This is a genomic window from Nitrospira sp. (assembly GCA_029194665.1).
Taxonomy (GTDB): Bacteria; Nitrospirota; Nitrospiria; order Nitrospirales; family Nitrospiraceae; genus Nitrospira_D.
On the sequence record JARFXO010000007.1, the window covers coordinates 252,821 to 271,264 of the forward strand.

Below are 18,444 nucleotides of genomic sequence, written 5' to 3' on the forward strand. Positions count from 1 at the left end.
AGGGGACGTCAGATTTTCGCCGGTAAGATGAAGCGTCGAGGAGCCTGCCTGTGTGCCGCTGTGGCGGCATGGGCGCGACCAGAGATGGTGGCGACATGGCAGGCTAAAACCATAGTCGATGCGACAACGGAACTGCGTTTGACCATGCGGAGCATGGAAGAGGAGAGCCGGTCAGTGCCGAGGTGCGAAGCCACTCAAAATAAGTCCGGAGCAGTGCGATGGTATCGGGTGTGAGGCGTGATCGCTTTTGCTTCGTCAGCCTAGCGCTCCTGGCCCTGTTGTTCATGCAGGGGTATTCGAGCACGAATGCAGCTGCTGATACGGCGAGTGAGCCTCAACCGGCTAGTAGCCCGGAAGGCTCGGAGACGGATGCTACAGAGGAGGCAGGGCAGCCATCTACGAGCCGAGGGTCATCCACTGCGGGGCGGATTGCTGGACGAGGATACCAACTGTTTCGGTACAAAGGCATCGTCATTTCGCCCGGTGGTTTTTTCGACGGCACCGCTATTTTCCGTTCTACCAATGAAAATGCAGACGTTCAAAGTACGTATGGAAACATCGCGCTCCAAGGGTCGGCAAACAGCCAGCTTTCGGAATTTCGAGGAACGGCCCGTGGCTCCCGTTTGAACCTCTTAGTCGAAGGGGAATATCGGAAAGCTGCGATTGCCGGCTATGTCGAATTCGACTTTCTCGGCGGCGCGACCTACTCGAACGAGTTGGAGACGAATAGCTGGGGTCCGAGGCTGCGGCAAGTGTGGGGTAATGTCGATCTTCCAAATGGCCTCTCTCTGTTGTTCGGCCAAAGCTGGTCTCTTCTCACCACCTATCGCGACAGAATCAAACCGAGGCACGAGTTCATTCCTCTTAACACCGACCTCCAAACAGTGGTGGGGAACAATTGGGCGCGGCAATGGGGATTGCGTGTCACCAAAGCCTTCGGTCCCAATTTTCTCATGGCTGTTTCGATCGAAAATCCAGAAACCAATGTGAACGGAGTCGTCCAGCCGACCGGTGTACAGGGTTTCAATACCTCCCCCAATGCTCAAAATCCCTCTAATTTTTTCACCACCAGTGCCACGCCGGGAGCCAATGGTATTTCGACGGATCTTGCACCGGACATTATAGGGAAGCTGGTATGGGAGCCAAGATATGGGCATTGGGAAATGAAAGGTCTTGTCAGATTTTTTCGAGACCGATTAGGCGGTGAGAACCATGTCGCTGTCGGTGGCGGGCTAGGACTAGCTGCCGTGCTTCCCGTGACACGAACGTTCACTCTGATTGCTGAGGGCCTGGTAGGACAAGGAATCGGCCGCTATGCCTCCACGATTGGGGCCGATGTCGTCGCCAGCCCCTCGGGGAGGGTTGTGCCGATTCCAGCGGTCCATTTTATGGCAGGACTCGAATGGCATCCAGGAGATGATTGGGATGTCTATGCGTACTACGGGTTAGAGCATTATGCGAGGACAGCCTATGCCGGCACATCGATCGGATACGGTTCTCCCTTGGCTGACCTCAGTGGTTGTGGGGTCGAAGATCCGGGAACTCAGCCTTGCCACGCCGGCAATCAGACCGTCACCCAGGTTCAACCTGGGGTTTGGTATCGGATGATCAACTCAGAGCTTGGGATCGTCGCGCTCGGACTCTCCTATCAGTACACGCATCGCACTGTGTGGTCGGGGTTAGATGGGATACAACCCTGGGGGGAACAACATACGATCATGACAACGATTCGCTATTATCTCCCGTGAAACGTGCTCTGTAACACGACGGTGATCATCGTGCAAACACGGGCTCTGTTCCGGCGAGCGGCAACATGGCAGAAAGCGCCGAGGAAAATCTCCCTTTCTTGACCTTCCTCTCCAGCGGCACCTATAATCCCCTCGAGTCCCGCTACGTATTGATTGCAACATACTGATTCAACAGGCAAAAATGGCAGAATTTACCCATTTCAATGAATCGGGACGGGCGCGGATGGTCGATATCACTACCAAGGATTCAACCGAACGGCTTGCCACTGCTCAAGCCAAGGTCTTCCTGCTCCCCGAAACTCTTGAAAAGATTCAACGAGGCAAGATTGCCAAGGGCGATGTCTTGGCGGTTGCGCAGGTTGCCGGGGTGATGGGTGCGAAGAAAACGCCGGACCTGATTCCCATGTGCCATCCGATTCTGCTCACCGCGGTCGATATCTCCTTCAAAGAGGAGCCGCAGCCAGACAGAGGGGGGCGCTGTTCCATTACTATTACGGCAACCGCCAAGACGACAGGGCCGACGGGAGTCGAAATGGAGGCGATGACGGCCGTTTCGGTTGCGGCGCTGACTATTTACGATATGTGTAAGGCGGTGGATCGCGGCATGAGTTTCAGTGATGTCTGTTTGATGTCCAAATCAGGTGGAAAATCAGGGACATATTCGAGGAATGATTAAGACTTTGGTTAAGGCTGAGGGACGATGATCACGGTTCGGTTGTTTGGTATGACGAAACTGCTGGCAGGGAATCAGAGTTCTCTGTCGCTGAGTGTGGACAACGGTCGACCGGTTAAAGAGCTGGTGGAACTCATCCTAACTCGCTACCCCGCGATCGGCGAACTGATTCAGAAGAAGAAGGTGCTTGTGTCGGTGAACCAAGAAATCGCGCATGAAGAGACGATCATTGGGGACAACGATGAGGTTGCGTTGCTCCCTCCGTTTGCCGGAGGCACAGGTCTGGAACAGGTTCACGATGGTCAATTCGTCCGGGTGCAGCGGGAGAATTTTTCCATCGATCGGGAACTTGATCGGGTGCGCAGCCGATCGAAGCGAATCGGCGGAATTGCGACGTTTTTGGGCATTGCCCGTGATCGGTCCCGCGGGCGGGCTGTCGATGGCATTACGTTCGAACATTACGAAGGAATGGCGCAGAAGAAGCTGGGTGAAATTCGGGAACGAGCGCTGAAAGAGTTCGATATCCTCGAGTTGCTCATCATCCATCGATACGGAGAAATTGCGATCGGTGAAAATATCGTCCTGATCATCGCCGGGGCCGAGCATCGTGCAGACGCGTTCCGGGCCTGCAAGTGGGCGATCGACGAGTTGAAGCAAATCACGCCGATCTGGAAGCTGGAACATACGCCGGAAGGGGAGGTCTGGGTGGAGGAACATCCCTAGAGGATGGTGAAAATGGCGCCCAGCTTCGTTCTCGCATCGCTCAGAGGCTCGACGTACCAAACAATGTACGACTCGCCTCTTTACTCGCTGCGGCCTTGCCCGGTGAAGGGCGCGTCTTGGCGCGCTGGGGTGGGCGGGTGAGAACGACGACCATTTTGACCATCCTCATGAGAGACAGATGAAAGAAGATTCTTCTCATAGTGATCTTGTGGAAGGCGTAACCGATACGTTTGGTCGACCACTTGGCAGTCTGCGACTGTCTGTCACGGATCGCTGCAATCTTCGCTGCCGGTATTGCATGCCGGAGCCTGAGTATGTCTGGCTGCCGCGTGAGGATATCCTCAGCCTCGAGGAAATGGCGACGCTCGCGGGATACTTCGCTGATCTGGGAGTGGACAAGATCAGATTGACCGGGGGCGAGCCTTTGCTGCGGCGGGATCTTGCACGGCTGGTGCGGTTACTCCGACAGGATCGGCGGATTACTGAAGTGGCCTTGACTACGAACGGCATACTCTTTACCGACTGTGCACAAGCACTCTACGAGGCGGGGCTTGATCGGGTGACGGTCAGTCTCGATACGCTCCGACCGGAGCGGTTCCGGCAACTGACCGGGCGGGATGAATTTTCACGAGTTCTGGAAGGTATCGAGTCGGTCGGGAAAACGGGCTTTACCAACTTCAAACTTGATACGGTCGCCATTCGTGGGTTCAATGAAGATGAACTGGGTGCGTTAATCGAATTTGCTAAACACTGGCAGGCCGAGGTGCGCTTCATCGAATATATGGATGTCGGGGGGGCGAACGAGTGGAGCCTGGATAAGGTTCTGTCGCAAGGCATGATCCTGGATGTGTTAAGCCGACGGTATGGTCGGATCACGCCGCTTCCGGGACGAGGAGCCGCCCCAGCACAGCGATTTCGCTTGCCGGATGGCGCGATCTTTGGGATTATTCCTTCGACGACGGCGCCGTTTTGTTCGCATTGTGATCGCAGTCGTCTCACGGCCGACGGCTTGTGGTATCTGTGCTTGTACGCGGGATCGGGAGTCGACCTCCGTAAGCCGCTTCGCCTGAACGAGCACCCAGACCACATGCGGGAAATCATTCGATCGGGATGGGCCGCTCGCCGCGATCGCGGAGCGGAGGAGCGTAAGGCGTTGGAGCGAGTGGGGCTTCGGGACGGAGGGTTGATCGAGATTGATCGCCTCCGTGAAGATCCACACTTAGAGATGCATGCCCGCGGAGGATGAGATTCTCTTAGACGGATCTGCTACAATAGGTGCCCGCCTTCAAAAGTTCTGTTTCAGCCGACTATTCAAAAGAAGGTCGTCCATGGGTTTGATTTCCTAGAACATGCTGCCTGATCCACAATTTGTGTCGTTGCTAGGCGTCGGGTTCCTGCTGGGGCTGCAGCATGCTTTGGACAGCGATCATCTGGCCGCTGTCTCGACGGTGCTTGCGGAGCGGCCGTCACTTCTGGCATCTGGGGCAGTGGGACTCTGTTGGGGCATTGGGCACACTCTCACTCTATTGCTGGTGGGATCGGTTGTGCTTGCGTGGAGGATTCGTATTCCCCAGGAATTCGAATTCTTGGCTGAATCAGGTGTGGCGATTCTACTGATCGCCCTCGGCGCTTCCCTGGCGCTGAAACTCTACCGAGCACGATGGCATGTGCACAGCCATCACCACGACGGTGAACGACATTCCCACCTGCACAGCCACCAGTGGCAGGAGGATCACCGGCATCGGCATTGGATGGTTCAGTCAATCCGCCCTCTCTGCATCGGGATGGCTCATGGACTGGCTGGATCGGCGGCGTTGATGCTGACGATTCTTGCCACCACGAAGGAGATGGGAGCCGGACTTCTGTCCATTCTCGTCTTCGGAGTCGGCTCGATTATCGGCATGATGGTGATTGGGCTGACGATCAGTGTGCCGGTCATTTGTTCACGTTCGATGAGTCGGCGCCTTTTTATGGCGGTACAGGGTATGGCAAGTGTTGCCAGTGTCTCGATAGGCATGTGGATGTTGCTCAAGTTGGCGCTGTCGGCTGCGGGGGAATGAAGCCATCTCTCTGTGGATATCGCATGCATGCTTGAAGCTCGGCACTGCTTATAAGAATGGAGTGCAAGATCCGATAGGAGAGCGCAATGGCCTGGTTCAAGAAAGAGAAGCCCGCAGAATCTAGCCCGCCGCCACGATCGAAAGGCAGCGAGGGGATGTGGCTCAAGTGCAACCATTGCCGGGAGATCGTCTATCGGAAGGAAGTCGATCGGAACAGCAAAGTATGCCCGAAGTGCGAGTATCACTTTCCAATCTCGGTCACAGAGCGAATCGGGTTACTGATCGACCTCGGGACCTTCAAAGAATGGGATGCTGAACTCGAACCCCAAGATCCATTGACCTTCCAAGACACCAAGGCCTATCGAGATCGTGTGAAGGCTCATCAAGAAAAGACGGGCCGGAAAGATGCCCTCGTGATCGGCGAAGGCCTGGTCAATGGGCGCCGTGTGGTGCTCTGTGTCTTCGATTTCAGCTTTATGGGCGGAAGTATGGGATCCGTGGTCGGCGAAAAGCTCTGTCGAGCGATTGATCGTGCCTTGGAACTGAAGCTGCCGGTCATCCTGGTCACCGCTTCCGGGGGCGCCCGGATGCAGGAAGGTATTCTTTCGTTGATGCAAATGGCCAAGACATCGACTGCGATCGCGAAGTTAGGCGAGGCCAAACTGCCGTTCATCTCGATCCTCTCCGATCCCACGTTCGGCGGCGTCACCGCCAGCGTGGCAATGTTGGGGGATGTCATCATTGCCGAGCCGAAAGCGCTGATCGGGTTTGCCGGACCTCGCGTCATCGAACAAACCATCAAGCAACAGCTGCCGGATCAGTTCCAACGGGCCGAATTTCTTCTCGAACACGGCATGATCGATATGATCGTCGAGCGTAAGCGTCTCAAGGAGACGATCGGCACCCTCGTGAATCATTTTTAGCTTTCTGCGTCCTCCCGGCTTGTTGATGAGCTACTCCTCCGTCATCGAGTATCTCTACGCGCTTCAGAAGCACGGTATCAAGCTGGGGCTGGAGCCGATGCGGATTCTGTTAGACAGGCTCGGCAATCCCCATCGCTCGCTTCGCACGCTTCATATCGGAGGAACCAACGGCAAGGGTTCCACGGCGGCGATGGTTGCGTCGGTGCTTCAGCAGTCAGGCCGGCGCGTGGGGCTCTACACGTCTCCCCACTTCGTCGAATTCCGGGAGCGGATTCGTATCAACGGGTGCATGATCACGGAGAATCAAGTCGAAGAGGTGATCGCGCGTTTACGAGTCGCTCTGAAAGATGATCTGGAACCAACCTTTTTTGAGATGACGACGGCGTTGGCGTTCCTCTATTTCGCAGATTCAGCGGTCGACGTCGCCGTATTGGAAGTCGGGTTGGGTGGACGGTTCGATGCAACCAACGTCGTGGAGCAACCGCTGGCCACTGCGATCACGACGATCGGCTTGGACCATCAGGAGTATCTGGGGCAAACGGAGGAGGCGATCGCGTTTGAAAAGGGGGGAATCATCAAGCCATTTGTACCGGTGGTGATCGGACGGATGGGGCAGGAAGCTGAACAGGTCCTACGCCGGATTGCGCGGGATCGATCGGCCCCTCTGTGGCAGCTTGGCCGGGACTTTGCTGTTGACGGACATCGTCCCGATCGATTCACCTATCGGGGAGTGACGCGCGTCTGTGAGGATCTGATCTGCGGTCTGGAAGGGCGCCACCAGCGGGATAATGCCGCTTGTGCGTTAGCACTCCTTGAAGCGGCGGGCCGAGCAGGCATCGACTCGGATGACATGGCTGTGCGTGCTGGTTTGCGTACGGTCTCCTGGGAAGGTCGTTTGGAGCTGATCGACGAGTATCCAAAGGTCCTGCTCGACGGCGCCCACAATCCTGCCGCCGCGCATGCGCTCGCGGAGTATCTCAGGGACTTTTCCATCAGTCACCCCACCTCTCGGATCATTCTCGTATGGGGCATGATGCGGGATAAAGATCGACATGGATTTATTGCTCCACTGTTACCCTTTGTGTCGGAAATCGTGCTGACGCAGGCGACTCTCGCGCGCTCTGCTACGGTCCGAGAGCTCCGTGCAACGCTGCACGAATGGCAGGGGCCGGTGCTCGAGGCTGTTCTTCCCATGGACGCGATGACAGCCGCCAGAAGCCGAGCCATGCCTCACGATCTCATCTGTATTGCCGGATCGTTGATGCTCTTAGGGGATATCAAAGCGGCAGTGCGTGGCTGTGGGCTGTCACCGATTCGTGGCTAGCATGGTGGGTCCTCTCGTGTGGGTCCGCTGGCGGCTCTTCTTTGCCGTCGCCGCCCTCGTTGTCGTTCCGTTTCCTGGATCAGCGGCAGACAATCGAGTTGGTGCCGGAACGTCCTCTGCTGGATCCGCTCCTCTCGACATCACGGCAGAACGTATCGACTATCGACAAGAGGAAGACGTCTTCGAAGCGAACGGATCGGTCGTGATTCAGCAGGGAACGATCAAGCTGACGGCTGACCACGCCACCATTCAAGCCTTGCCGGGGATTCTCACCGCCGTCGGCCATGTCCATTTAACAGACCCGCAGGCTGACGTGACGGCTGAGCGGATGGAGCTCAATATCAATACTGAGGCCGGCGTCGTGACGCATGGCCGGCTCTATGCTCCGACGACCAACTCCTCAATCTCCGGAGGCCTCCTACAGAGATTTTCCGAATATCATTACCGAGCGAAAGATGGCAGTTTTACGAATTGTGATGCGCAAGATGGAGAAGTGCCGGCCTGGCGCTTTCGGTTTAAAGATCTGGATATGACGCTCGGGGACACGTTGGGATTGAAGGGCACCTGGTTCTGCGTATTAGACGTGCCTACGATTCCACTGCCCATCTTCTCGTATCCTATGAACAGACGACGCACCGGATTTCTGATGCCGATCCCGAGCTATGACAATCGGTTCGGATTCCACGTGAAACAGAGCTTTTTTTGGGCGATCAATCCGAGTCATGACCTGACGGTGACACCATCGTATTACAGTAACCTCGGGTATGGGTCAGATTTTCTGTATCGGTATGCCTTGGACCGGCGATCTCGCGGGCAGTGGTTTGTGAGCTATCTACAACAGACTGAGCTTCCCAACGTCTCCGGTGCCGCTGCCAGCGGGCAAAGTGCGGAAGAGGGACGGGCGGTGCTCACCGGAACCCATACGCAATACATCACCGATACCCTCTTGCTCCGAGCCAACGCGAATTTGCTTTCAGACCCACAGATTTTGAATCAGTTGAGCAATTCCGGAGCGCTCCGAGCGTTACCGAATTCCGAATCAAACTTCTTGGCGACTCAGCGCTTGCCCTACGGCAATCTCTATCTCCTGGGCCTTTATCTACAGCCGTTACAACAGGGAGGAGCGGACACATTCCAACGTCTCCCAGAGGCCGGCTATAACCTACCCTATGTCTCACTGTTTAATTCACCTATCCTCTTCGGCATGGACGGACAACAGGTCTATTGGTACCGACAGGAAGGGTTTACGTTCAATCGGATCAATGTGGTTCCGGGTATTTCGACCGAGGTGTTTCATCTCGGACGGATGATCGGACTCCGCCCCCAGGCGAAGTTTCGTGAGGTGTACTATACCAGAGGCATACAAGATGATGAGGCGCAAAATCGAGAAACGTTTTGGTTAGGACTGGATGCGACTTCGAAGCTGGCACGCCGGTTCCCGCTGGCTGATGGAAACAGTCTTTTGCACACGCTCGAACCGAGGGTCACCTACGAGTATGTTCCGGTGACCAACCAGTCCAATCTGCCTCAAATCGACGCAGTCGATGACCTGCCGGGGAAGAATCTGCTGACCTACATGCTGCGCAGCCGGTTATTGGAATCCGGCAAGCGAAATGCCTTCAACTGGCTCGATCTGATGGTGGCCCAGAGCTATCATGTCGGTGATGTGCAGACGATGGCGGCTGATTATGCTCCCGGTGTCACTCCGACCATAGGAACGCCTACCCAGCCGCTCCAACCGGCGACCGTGCCGATTCAAGGGAAAAAGTTTTCTGATATCTGGATGCGGGCCGTCATCGGCAACAACCTCCCGTCGCAATTCGGACTCTCCCAAATGGGTGCGCCGATATTCGGACCCGCGTCCCAGGCCTGGGCGTTGCGCCCGCCGATCAATCGGTATCTGACGATCGATGCGTTCGTCGATCCCTACCAACTCGGGTTCAGTCAAATCAACACTGACCTTCGTTTCCAAGAAGGAACCAATTGGTATGTCGAGGTGGGGCAGCGTTACGCACGAGACGGCTCGCGGGTACGGAGAGGGGATATTTGGAATGCCATTTCGTTCAATGAAGTGTTTGCTCCGGCCAATGGAATCCTGTTTGCCACGATGGGCGGCGCGTTCCGCACTCCTTGGGGATGGACCTTCGGGGCAAAGGCCTATTATGACCTCGAAAGCGGACTAGTTCCGGAAGTGGATACGGTTGCGCTCTATCAGAATCCATGCAAGTGTTGGTCTGTGGGGTTTTATTTTTTAAAATTCCCGGACCGCGAGCAGTACAGCTTCATGTTGAGCCTCACTGGGATCGGCTGGACCGAGGATTCCGGGACGCGTGTGATACGGACTCTCTTGAGCCCGCTTCTGTGGGGTGAGCGTGGTCTTCCTTGGGCGGCGCCGGGTGGTCCCTATGGCCTGCCTCCGCAGGCTGCGGAAACGGGCGACACCTTGCCCGGAGCTCAAACCAGCCGATGACCGTATTTGACAGTAAAAACAATGGTGGGGTACGATGCCGAAGTTGGTGCGTGTTCATGATCTCAACCTTGAAGGAGGGCGCAGACGTGGCTGGTGATGCCTTGAAAGTCGAAGATTCCACCTGGGATGCCGAAGTTATGAAGGCTTCCGAACTTGTCATGGTCGATTTTTGGGCTGTGTGGTGCGGCCCCTGCCAAATGGTGGCTCCCATCGTCGACGAATTGGCCCAGGAATATGCCGGAAAGCTCAAAGTTCGAAAGCTAAACACCGATGAGAATCCAGAGGTTGCGGGTCGTTATCAGGTGATGAGTATCCCCACCATTCTTTTCTTCAAAAACGGCCAGCAGGTTGAGAAGTTGGTGGGTGCCAGGCCAAAACGTCAATTCAAAGAGATGATCGACTCGCTGCTCGTTCAACATGCAGGGACCGCCTAAGTAGCCTCCTCGCAGCCATGCTCACTGAGCTGCGCATCACAAATTTTGCTGTGATCGAACGACTGAGTCTGACCATTGACTCAGGATTTACCGTGTTGACCGGAGAGACGGGAACCGGAAAGTCTTTGTTGATCGATGCCGTGGCCCTGCTTGTGGGTGGGCGGGCCTCAAGCGACCAGATTCGATTCGGGGAAGATGAAGCCCAGCTGGAAGCGTCGTTCGAGATTCCGCCCGCACATCCCCTCCTTCAACGCCTGCGGACCCGAGAGGTCCTAGGACCGCAGGATTCTCAACTCATCATTCGACGCATCATTGCTCGATCAGGAAGAAACCGGGTTTACTTGAATGGAGTCCTAAGCCCGGTCCATGTGCTGGAAGAGTTCGCTGGCACGCTCATCGATATTCATGGCCAGCACGACCAGCAATCGCTCTTGTCTAACTCCGCTCAGCTCGAGGTTCTGGATGCCTATGGCCGTCTCCTGGAGCTGCGGTCTCAGTATCGCACGACCTATTGTGCTTGGATACGTTTCCGTGAGGCACGGGCTGAGTTGACGGCTAGGCTGCAGCAGCGAGCCCAGCAAGAGGATTTGTTGCGTTTTCAACAGCAGGAATTGGATGAGGCTGCCTGCCGAATCGGAGAGGAAGAGTTACTGCAAGCCGAACGGCATCGGTTGGGGTCGTCGCGACGTCTCGCCGAGCTGGCATCAGAAGCTCAGGGACGAATTCACGACGACGCGCAAGGTATCTTGGCGAACCTGGTGTCAATGGAGCGCGTTTTGGCGGAACTGTGTCAGATTGATCCTGAGATGCAGCAGGCCCTTCGATTTGCCTCCGAGGCCAAGGTGCTCCTGAAAGAAGTCGCCGATTCGCTTCGTCGTTATGCCGAGGGCTTGGACGCCGACCCTATGCGACTCAGTACGATCGAGGATCGTTTGGCCGTCATCCAGAGGATGAAAAAGAAATACGGAGGGACGATAGAAGCTGTCCTGGAGACGCATCACCGGGTGAAGCATGACTTGGAGCAACTTCGAGGAGCGGACAGCGAGCTCGATCGGTATGATCATCTCATCGATGAACAAGAACGGAACATGTCGGTGCTGGCGCGAACGCTCTCAGAACAGCGAGCGGAAGCAGCGAAACGGTTGACGAAATCAGTGGACAAAGAGCTCAGCGCGCTGAAAATGGGGTCGGTTCGGTTTCTTGTTCAAGTCATGCCGAGCGGAGCTGCCGATGGCTACGGTCCTGATGGAAGCGATCGTGTCGAGTTTCTGCTGTCGGCCAATGCCGGTGAGCCTTTGAAGCCGATATCTCGTGTGGCATCCGGCGGCGAACTATCGCGTGTCATGTTGGCGTTGAAATCCGTCCTTGCTGATGTCGATCATGTGCCGGTCTTGATCTTCGATGAGATCGACACAGGGGTTGGAGGGGCTGTCGCGGCCACGATCGGGAAACGGCTAAGGGAGTTGGGCCGATACCATCAAGTGTTGTGCATCACGCATCTCCCTCAGGTCGCCTCTCAAGCCCAACATCATTTCTCGGTTGAAAAGTCGGAAGTGAAGGGACGGACGGTCACGACGGTGCGTTCGTTGACCGGTATGAGTCGCGAGGGAGAAATTGCGCGCATGCTTGGTGGAGAGCGAATCACTCAAAAGGCACGATCTGCGGCAGCGGAGTTGATCGCCGAAACGCGTGAATAGATCAAGCGGCGGGAGCGATGTCGATGGCGGGCGGCGAGAGGGGCGAGTCCTTCACGACCTGTAGGAAGAATTCCAGTAACAGCGGATCGAAATGTCCATGGAATTGGAGGGAGAGCTGACGGATCGCGACATCCAGTGGGAGAGCGACTCGCCCAGGTGCGTCGGCGGTCAGATGATCGAACGTTTGAGCGATGCCGACAATGCGAGCCAACAACGGAATATCCGAGCCTCGGAGTCCACGAGAGTAACCTTGTCCATCCCATTGCTCGTGGTGGGATGCGATGATTTGTCCCACCTCAATAGGGAATCCCAATGGGGCAATCATCCGTGCTCCTCTGTCGGGGTGTTCTCTACAGGGGGATGCTTCGCCGGACGGAAGGATCTGGTCCTCTGAAAACCTATACGATGGGATGCTGGTTTTCCCTATGTCATGTAAGAAGGCCCCTAGGGCCAATGCTTCTTGCTCGGAGGCGTTAAGATTGAGTCGGCTGGCCATCAACGTGGCATGGAAACTCACTCGGCTGGAATGATTGAGTAATTGACGGTCTGTGGCCTCCAGAATATCGGACAAGAGTGGAAGCAGGTTCATGTCGTCTTGCCGTAAAGCGGCATCGCCTTGTGGGTCGGACAGTGCGGCATATCCTGTCTTGACGTGATCCCATGCTCGTGCGCTCTCTTCCTCTGATCCCCAAAGGTCCGTGAGTGTCAGAAGACAGCCTCGTAGAAAGTCGAGGCGGCGTTTCTTGTCCATCGTCTGCCGAATCAGGGTAGTCAGTTCATTCACGTTGAAAGGTTTAAGCAAATAACCAGCGGCTCCATGGCGGATACCTTCCATGGCAGACTTCAGGCTCCCGTATCCCGTGACGATAATGACCTCTACGTCGGGGCGATGGTGCTTGATGTCTTTGAGAAGATCGAGTCCGTGACGATCCGGGAGTTTTTGGTCAAGAGTGATCACATCAATGGATTCCCGGTCGAGGACTTCAAGAGCTGTCTTAGCGGTTTCTGCTGAACGAACGTTGCAGAAGGTGCGAAGTATCACGTTAAGAGCATCGCGGGGCCCCGCTTCATCATCGATTACGAGGACTGTCGGTTGTGTCCCTGTCTGACAAGAAGCCGTGACCATGCTCGCTGGCTACTCCAAATCACGTGCTAGCAAGCAATTCTCATTCCTTTTCATGGAGTTAGGGAGTTGTTCAATATAGGGTGGTGGACGGTGGGGCGGGCAACTATAAGTAGCTTACAATAATAATAGGATACCTATTTGTATTGCTGATCAGTAGGGTCATGTGTGCAGAAGTGCGACATTCTTGTGCAGAAGTGTGTCATTCTTGCATGGGTGGAATCTGCTCTTGGGCGGCGGAATTGTCTGGACGACCAATGCCGAGGGTGTCCATTCGGTATTTCAGCATCCGGCGGCTGATTCCCAGTAAGTTCGCGGCGTGGGTTTGTACGTGATTGGTCCGTTTTAGCGCGTCCAGGATAATCTCCCGTTCAAACTCCATCACGGCTTTTTCAAGCGACATGCGACCGGCGAGGGTATCGTCTCGAAGAGACGTTGAACGAGAGTCGCTCTTCATCAGCGTCGGCAAATGCTCGGGGGTGATTTGTGCAGCATGTTGAGACCAGATGAATGCTTGCTCGACGAAGTTTTCGAGCTCGCGAACATTGCCCGGCCAAGCATAACGAGTCAGGAGCTCCAGAGCGTCTTTCCCGAAATCGATCTGAGGACGTCGTTCCGCCTCCAGCCGTTTCTCGAGGAAATGTTTGGCCAGAAGGGGAATATCCTCGCCACGTTCCCGGAGCGGGGGGAGAAAGAGCGCAATGACGTTGATGCGGTAGTACAGGTCTTCTCGAAACTGCCCCTTTCGAACGAGTTCGTCGATATTCTTGTTCGTCGCCGCCACAATGCGGACATCGACCTTGATCGGCTGAACCCCCCCGATCCTCGTAAATTCTCGCTCTTGGATGACACGCAGAAGCTTCGCTTGTGTGACGGGACTTAAGTCGCCGATTTCGTCCAGGAACAGCGTTCCGGTGTTCGCCAACTCGAACTGTCCGACGCGTCGAGCTGTGGCATCCGTGAACGAGCCCTTTTCGTGGCCAAAGAGTTCGCTTTCAATGAGCGTTTCAGGCAAAGCCGCGCAGTTCAGTGCAATGAAGGGGCGTTCGCGCCGGGAACTGTTGTAGTGCAAGGCTCTCGCCACCAATTCCTTTCCCGTGCCACTTTCTCCCGTTATGAGCACGGTGGTACGGCTGTCGGCGACCTGCTCGATTTTTGAGTAAATCTCCTGCATGCCTTGGCTTTTGCCGATCAAATTATGGAAGGCATAGCGCTGGACGACTTGTGCCCGCAGTTGCTTGACCTCTCGCTCCAATTCGGAGGAGTTCAGCACTCGATCGATGACGATACGGAGTTCATCGACGTCGAACGGTTTTGAGAGATAGTCAGCGGCTCCAAGCTTCATGGCGTCGACGGCTGTTTTGACGGATTTGGTGCCTGTCAGCATGATGACAGGGGTTATCTTGCTCTCCATACGGAGCGTTTGAAGCACTGCGAGACCGTCGGTTCCGGGGAGAAGAACGTCGAGGAGGATGAGGTCGGGCTCATCCTTCCGAAACACATCGAGCCCCTCATGTCCGTCACTAGCTTGGAGAATGTCATAGATTGGTTCGAGGACCATCTTCAGAGAGGTACGGACTCGGGGATCGTCATCGATCAACAGAATTCGTTGCTTAGCAACCGAGCTTTCCACAAGCGCTCCTTGCCTTCTACCCCTGATGGGAGGGAAGTGTGATCCGGAAGGTCGTTCCGATCCCTTTCGTGCTCTGAACTTGAATCTCTCCGCGATGCTCCCGAATGATCTGATGAGCGATGGTCAGTCCCAACCCCGTTCCTTCGTTGATGGTGCTCGTGTGTTTGGTGGTAAAAAACGGGTCGAAGATGTGATCAAGATTTTCTGGTGAGATGCCGTGCCCCGTATCTTCGATCTCTATCTGAGACCACACCGCACCGTCCGCTTTCTGGAGCCTGGTGGTCCGTACACGGAGGGTTCCGGTTTTATCGCTCATGGCATCCATCGCATTCAAGAGCAGGTTCAAAAGCACCTGTTTGACTTGTTGCCGATCCAACATGCCACGGGGCAGCTCAGGCGCCAAATCTTTTTCAATCTTAATCCCGCGGTTGTCGGCTTTCACCTGGATGAAGTACAGGCAGGACGAGACGATCTCATTCAGATCCTCATCGGTCAACTGAGGTTCCATGTACCGAGCGTAGTCGAGAATTTCCTGAATCAACCGTTCAATTCGATTGACGTCCTCGAGAACAATTCGACTGAATTCACCGATAAATCGACTATCATCCTTGCGTTCCGGAGCCAGCTGAATGAAGGTCTTGATCGACGTCAAGGGATTTCTGATTTCATGAGCGAAACCTCCGGCAATGGTCTCCAAGGAACGCAAGCGATCAGTTCGTCGCATGAGAGCCTGTGACTGCCCGAGATCCTCGTACAGCAGGAAGGAGTCGATCGCGTTGGCGGCATTCTGAGCCATAGCAGCCAGGAGTTCCATGGTATGGGAAGGAGTGACAATGGGACCTGTCCGGGATTGGAGCAACACGAAGGCGATCAACCTTCCACGATTCAGCAGCGGGATGGCCAGATCGATCGCAAGTGTGGCGAGTTGGGTACCGGTCGTATTGTCCAGCGGTGCCATGTATAGGGAATCGATTAAGGCGGACGAATCGAGGATGTCCTGGTGGTTGGCCAGTTGCTGAACTAGGGGATGATTGAGGGCAACGATGGGAGATCCTACTCTCGAAGGGATCTCCGGTTGTGAAACCACCTGGCAGAAACATTCGCGGTCGCGATCAAACACATAGAGCACGGCTTGAGAGTGCCGGGACACTTCGGAGAGGCCGGAAAGTATGCGCTCTGCGATGACGGGGAGACTGGTCGGGTGTCCCATGTCCCGCGCGAATTGCGTGAGTCGTTGCAGCGATGCTGTAATTGATTGATCAGAGCCCGATTGCAGAGTCGTGCGATCCGTCATGAGCGTGGTGTGTGAGGTCTTATGCGGGTGCCGTTCGTCGCGGTAAAAACATGACTAAGTATCATTCCTAGGTTGAAAGTATACACCCGAGGGGCTGTTTCATCCAGCGGATTTGGTCTTCCGTACAATGATGAGTAGACGTTGGTTGTCGTGGACGGAAAAACTGGATTGAACCTCCGGAATCACGGCTGTCAAACCATCAGGCTCCACGGAGCCGGCTGAGATAGTGAAGCAGAATTTGGACGATAGAAAACTGCGGGATGCCCGCAGGCCTGTCGGATGGTTCCTGCCGACAAGCCTGCGGGAGGAGATCAGTACGCGGCGGCGGTCTTGCCTTGCTCCGAGCAAGCCCCTGGAGTCATGTAGAGCAAGTAATTGCCCATGCCATGTTGGAGTTCAGTTTTCTGTAGAGAATGGTGGTAGACCATTACCATCTCATAGTCATCCTCCTTGGAGATGGGGAAACCCTGGACATCTTTATAGACTTGATGGGGTAAGAATTCGCGGAGCGTTCCATCCCTCTCAACATCCGGTACAGTCCGGAGGAGGGTCTCTCCCTTGGTCTTATTCTCCAATGCGATCAGGAGCAATTCATCGTGGCCGTGCGGATACGCGTATTTGACGCAGCCATCCATACTAAACTTCAATGGTGCCGTACGGACTTGGACACCCGCTCCGAGTTCGATCCCTTCGTCTGTCTGATCCGGCGGACGGTCGCCGAACTTGGTGAAGCAAACGATGTTGACGCCGACCTGATAGACCTCCATCGCTTTGACCGGTTTGGTCTTCGGCGCAAAATACATCGTGAACGTTGTAATGACGTCTTTGGTGGGCGGGGCACCGTGATAGAAGGCGACGACCGTCATCAATTTGTCGGTTGCCGACAGCTTCACGCCATATCCATCGGGGAATTGGGTCTCGGACATTTCGAGTCCGGCTCCACCGAAGAAGAGTGGCTCACCGGGACAGGACACGCTGGGTTTGGTGTTGTTGATCATCAAAATATGGTGCAGGTAATTTTTTGGTAATTCCTTCCCATCGACCGTGGTAATGGCCGACTTAAAGCCGACCAAATATTTATCTTCCGGCAACTGGAAGTGGAACCGAGGCATGGAATCGCCCATATCGCCTTCGCCATGGCCGGTCGGAAGATCGATGGGGCCGAAGGTCAGAATCGCGGTATTCTCTCCATAGGTGATCTTTGAGCCCACGTGTTTTTTCAATGTGGGAATTGCATGGTGATCGTGGCCCCCATCGGCATAGGCTGATGAGGCCAGGAGCAACACGGAGAGCGGAAGCATAAGGAATCTGCGCATAGGACCTCCCAGAGGAAGTAAAGCAGTGATTGGAACCGGACTCCGACTTGGTGGCATGGTTGAATAAGTGAGCTGATTCATTGGGTGCCGGCGGGGATCGGCGTGAGCCGATTCCATTGGTAGGTACCGCCATGTTCGCGCGCTGGAATGTTTTTATGCGTGCCCACGCGGGTGTACCACCATACGCCTTTGGCCTGAGAGCCGTCTTCTGAGAGGAGGACTTCAAAACCTCCCTCACGATCGTTACCGGGTTGTTGCCAGGTGCCTTGCCACAGACGATCGGCAATCTTCGTGGTGACAAAACGGCCGCCATGTTGGGTGTACGGCCCGTTGCCGTTCTTGTCCAGCGTGGCCTTGTACCGTTTTTCGTCCTCGACCTCGAGAATCTCCCATTCTCCGCTCACGTCAGGCACCGCTGCGGCAGCATCATTGCTGACGAGCTTTTGCGATCCCGCAGCCAGCGCTGGTGAGGCAAGGGAACCTCCTAATTGAGCGGATCGAAAGGACTCGTGCCACGACAACAGCTGCCAACGGCCGGCACGACGTTCGAGAACACCGGTTTCCCTTAAAGGAAGCACGGTCCGTTTCACCTTGGACCCTTCACCGACGTAGCGCGTATAGTCGACCTCCATCGTAAACCAGGCCAGGTCGCCTTTCGTCCAGACCTTGAGCTCATTGATCGGAATCTCAATCTTCTGAGCGTTGATGAATTCCTCTCTCATTTCCTGTTCGAACTCCGGCCAGCCCACGTATTTGCGACCCCCGACCGAGTAACTGACGATGTCGGCATCGTGAGCCATAAGCCGAGAAAGAGTCGGGAGGTCTTTGTCCGCATTGGCCCGGACCATTTGACGAATAGCCGTTTCTGGGTCGGAAGGGTCACCGCTGCTCGCCACCTGAGCAAACCCGATGACAAGCAGCAGACTTCCACAGACAAACCATCCCCGATGGGGCATAGGGAGCTCCATATATGCGACAAGGTTCAAATGAGCAGGAAAACTACACGGCCTGAACGATCATGTCAAC

15 protein-coding genes are annotated in these 18,444 nt (G+C 55.4%); 10 read left to right on the forward strand and 5 right to left on the reverse strand.

Translation table 11 applies throughout. The features are described from left to right. Positions 1–218: 218 nt before the first annotated feature. The 10 genes from P0119_20950 (at position 219) to recN (ending at position 12,052) form a co-directional block, all read left to right on the forward strand. Complete coding sequence (locus P0119_20950) at positions 219–1,748, forward strand: hypothetical protein (GenBank protein MDF0668525.1); 1,530 nt, start codon at positions 219–221, stop codon at positions 1,746–1,748. Positions 1,749–1,929: 181 nt separating this feature from the next. Continuing rightward, positions 1,930–2,424, forward strand: coding sequence for a cyclic pyranopterin monophosphate synthase MoaC (gene moaC, locus P0119_20955; GenBank protein MDF0668526.1), 495 nt, complete (start codon positions 1,930–1,932; stop codon positions 2,422–2,424). A gap of 24 nt (positions 2,425–2,448) precedes the next feature. Further along, positions 2,449–3,144 carry a molybdenum cofactor biosynthesis protein MoaE gene (locus tag P0119_20960; protein MDF0668527.1) on the forward strand — a complete coding sequence of 232 codons (696 nt, stop codon included), beginning with the start codon at positions 2,449–2,451 and terminating at the stop codon, positions 3,142–3,144. Positions 3,145–3,322: 178 nt separating this feature from the next. Beyond that, the gene (gene moaA, locus P0119_20965; protein ID MDF0668528.1) at positions 3,323–4,390 is read left to right on the forward strand and encodes a GTP 3',8-cyclase MoaA; all 1,068 of its coding nucleotides are present in this window, start codon (positions 3,323–3,325) and stop codon (positions 4,388–4,390) included. A 103-nt stretch (positions 4,391–4,493) separates the two neighbouring features. Next, positions 4,494–5,204: a hypothetical protein gene (locus P0119_20970; GenBank protein MDF0668529.1), complete on the forward strand. Its 711-nt coding sequence runs from the start codon at positions 4,494–4,496 to the stop codon at positions 5,202–5,204. A gap of 86 nt (positions 5,205–5,290) precedes the next feature. Further along, positions 5,291–6,127 carry an acetyl-CoA carboxylase, carboxyltransferase subunit beta gene (accD, locus tag P0119_20975; protein ID MDF0668530.1) on the forward strand — a complete coding sequence of 279 codons (837 nt, stop codon included), beginning with the start codon at positions 5,291–5,293 and terminating at the stop codon, positions 6,125–6,127. 25 nt (positions 6,128–6,152) lie between these two features. Continuing rightward, complete coding sequence (locus P0119_20980; GenBank protein ID MDF0668531.1) at positions 6,153–7,451, forward strand: bifunctional folylpolyglutamate synthase/dihydrofolate synthase; 1,299 nt, start codon at positions 6,153–6,155, stop codon at positions 7,449–7,451. 1 nt (position 7,452) lies between these two features. Beyond that, the gene (lptD, locus tag P0119_20985; protein MDF0668532.1) at positions 7,453–9,921 is read left to right on the forward strand and encodes an LPS assembly protein LptD; all 2,469 of its coding nucleotides are present in this window, start codon (positions 7,453–7,455) and stop codon (positions 9,919–9,921) included. A gap of 86 nt (positions 9,922–10,007) precedes the next feature. After that, positions 10,008–10,355 carry a thioredoxin gene (gene trxA, locus P0119_20990; protein MDF0668533.1) on the forward strand — a complete coding sequence of 116 codons (348 nt, stop codon included), beginning with the start codon at positions 10,008–10,010 and terminating at the stop codon, positions 10,353–10,355. A 17-nt stretch (positions 10,356–10,372) separates the two neighbouring features. Beyond that, a complete protein-coding gene (recN, locus tag P0119_20995) occupies positions 10,373–12,052 on the forward strand; it encodes a DNA repair protein RecN (protein MDF0668534.1) in 1,680 nt (559 codons plus the stop codon). 1 nt (position 12,053) lies between these two features. On the opposite strand, the gene P0119_21000 is transcribed toward recN, so the two are convergent. The 5 genes from P0119_21000 to P0119_21020 all read right to left on the reverse strand — a co-directional run bounded on the left by P0119_21000 (position 12,054) and on the right by P0119_21020 (position 18,374). Then, positions 12,054–13,178, reverse strand: a complete 1,125-nt coding sequence (locus P0119_21000) for a response regulator (protein MDF0668535.1) — start codon at positions 13,176–13,178, stop codon at positions 12,054–12,056. Between the two features lie 199 nt (positions 13,179–13,377). Further along, positions 13,378–14,808, reverse strand: a complete 1,431-nt coding sequence (locus tag P0119_21005) for a sigma-54 dependent transcriptional regulator (GenBank protein MDF0668536.1) — start codon at positions 14,806–14,808, stop codon at positions 13,378–13,380. A 16-nt stretch (positions 14,809–14,824) separates the two neighbouring features. After that, a complete protein-coding gene (locus P0119_21010; GenBank protein MDF0668537.1) occupies positions 14,825–16,102 on the reverse strand; it encodes an ATP-binding protein in 1,278 nt (425 codons plus the stop codon). 311 nt (positions 16,103–16,413) lie between these two features. Then, on the reverse strand, positions 16,414–17,418 hold the full coding sequence (locus tag P0119_21015; protein ID MDF0668538.1) for a hypothetical protein: 1,005 nt from the start codon (positions 17,416–17,418) through the stop codon (positions 16,414–16,416). Between the two features lie 77 nt (positions 17,419–17,495). Beyond that, the gene (locus P0119_21020) at positions 17,496–18,374 is read right to left on the reverse strand and encodes a nuclear transport factor 2 family protein (GenBank protein ID MDF0668539.1); all 879 of its coding nucleotides are present in this window, start codon (positions 18,372–18,374) and stop codon (positions 17,496–17,498) included. Positions 18,375–18,444 lie beyond the last annotated feature (70 nt).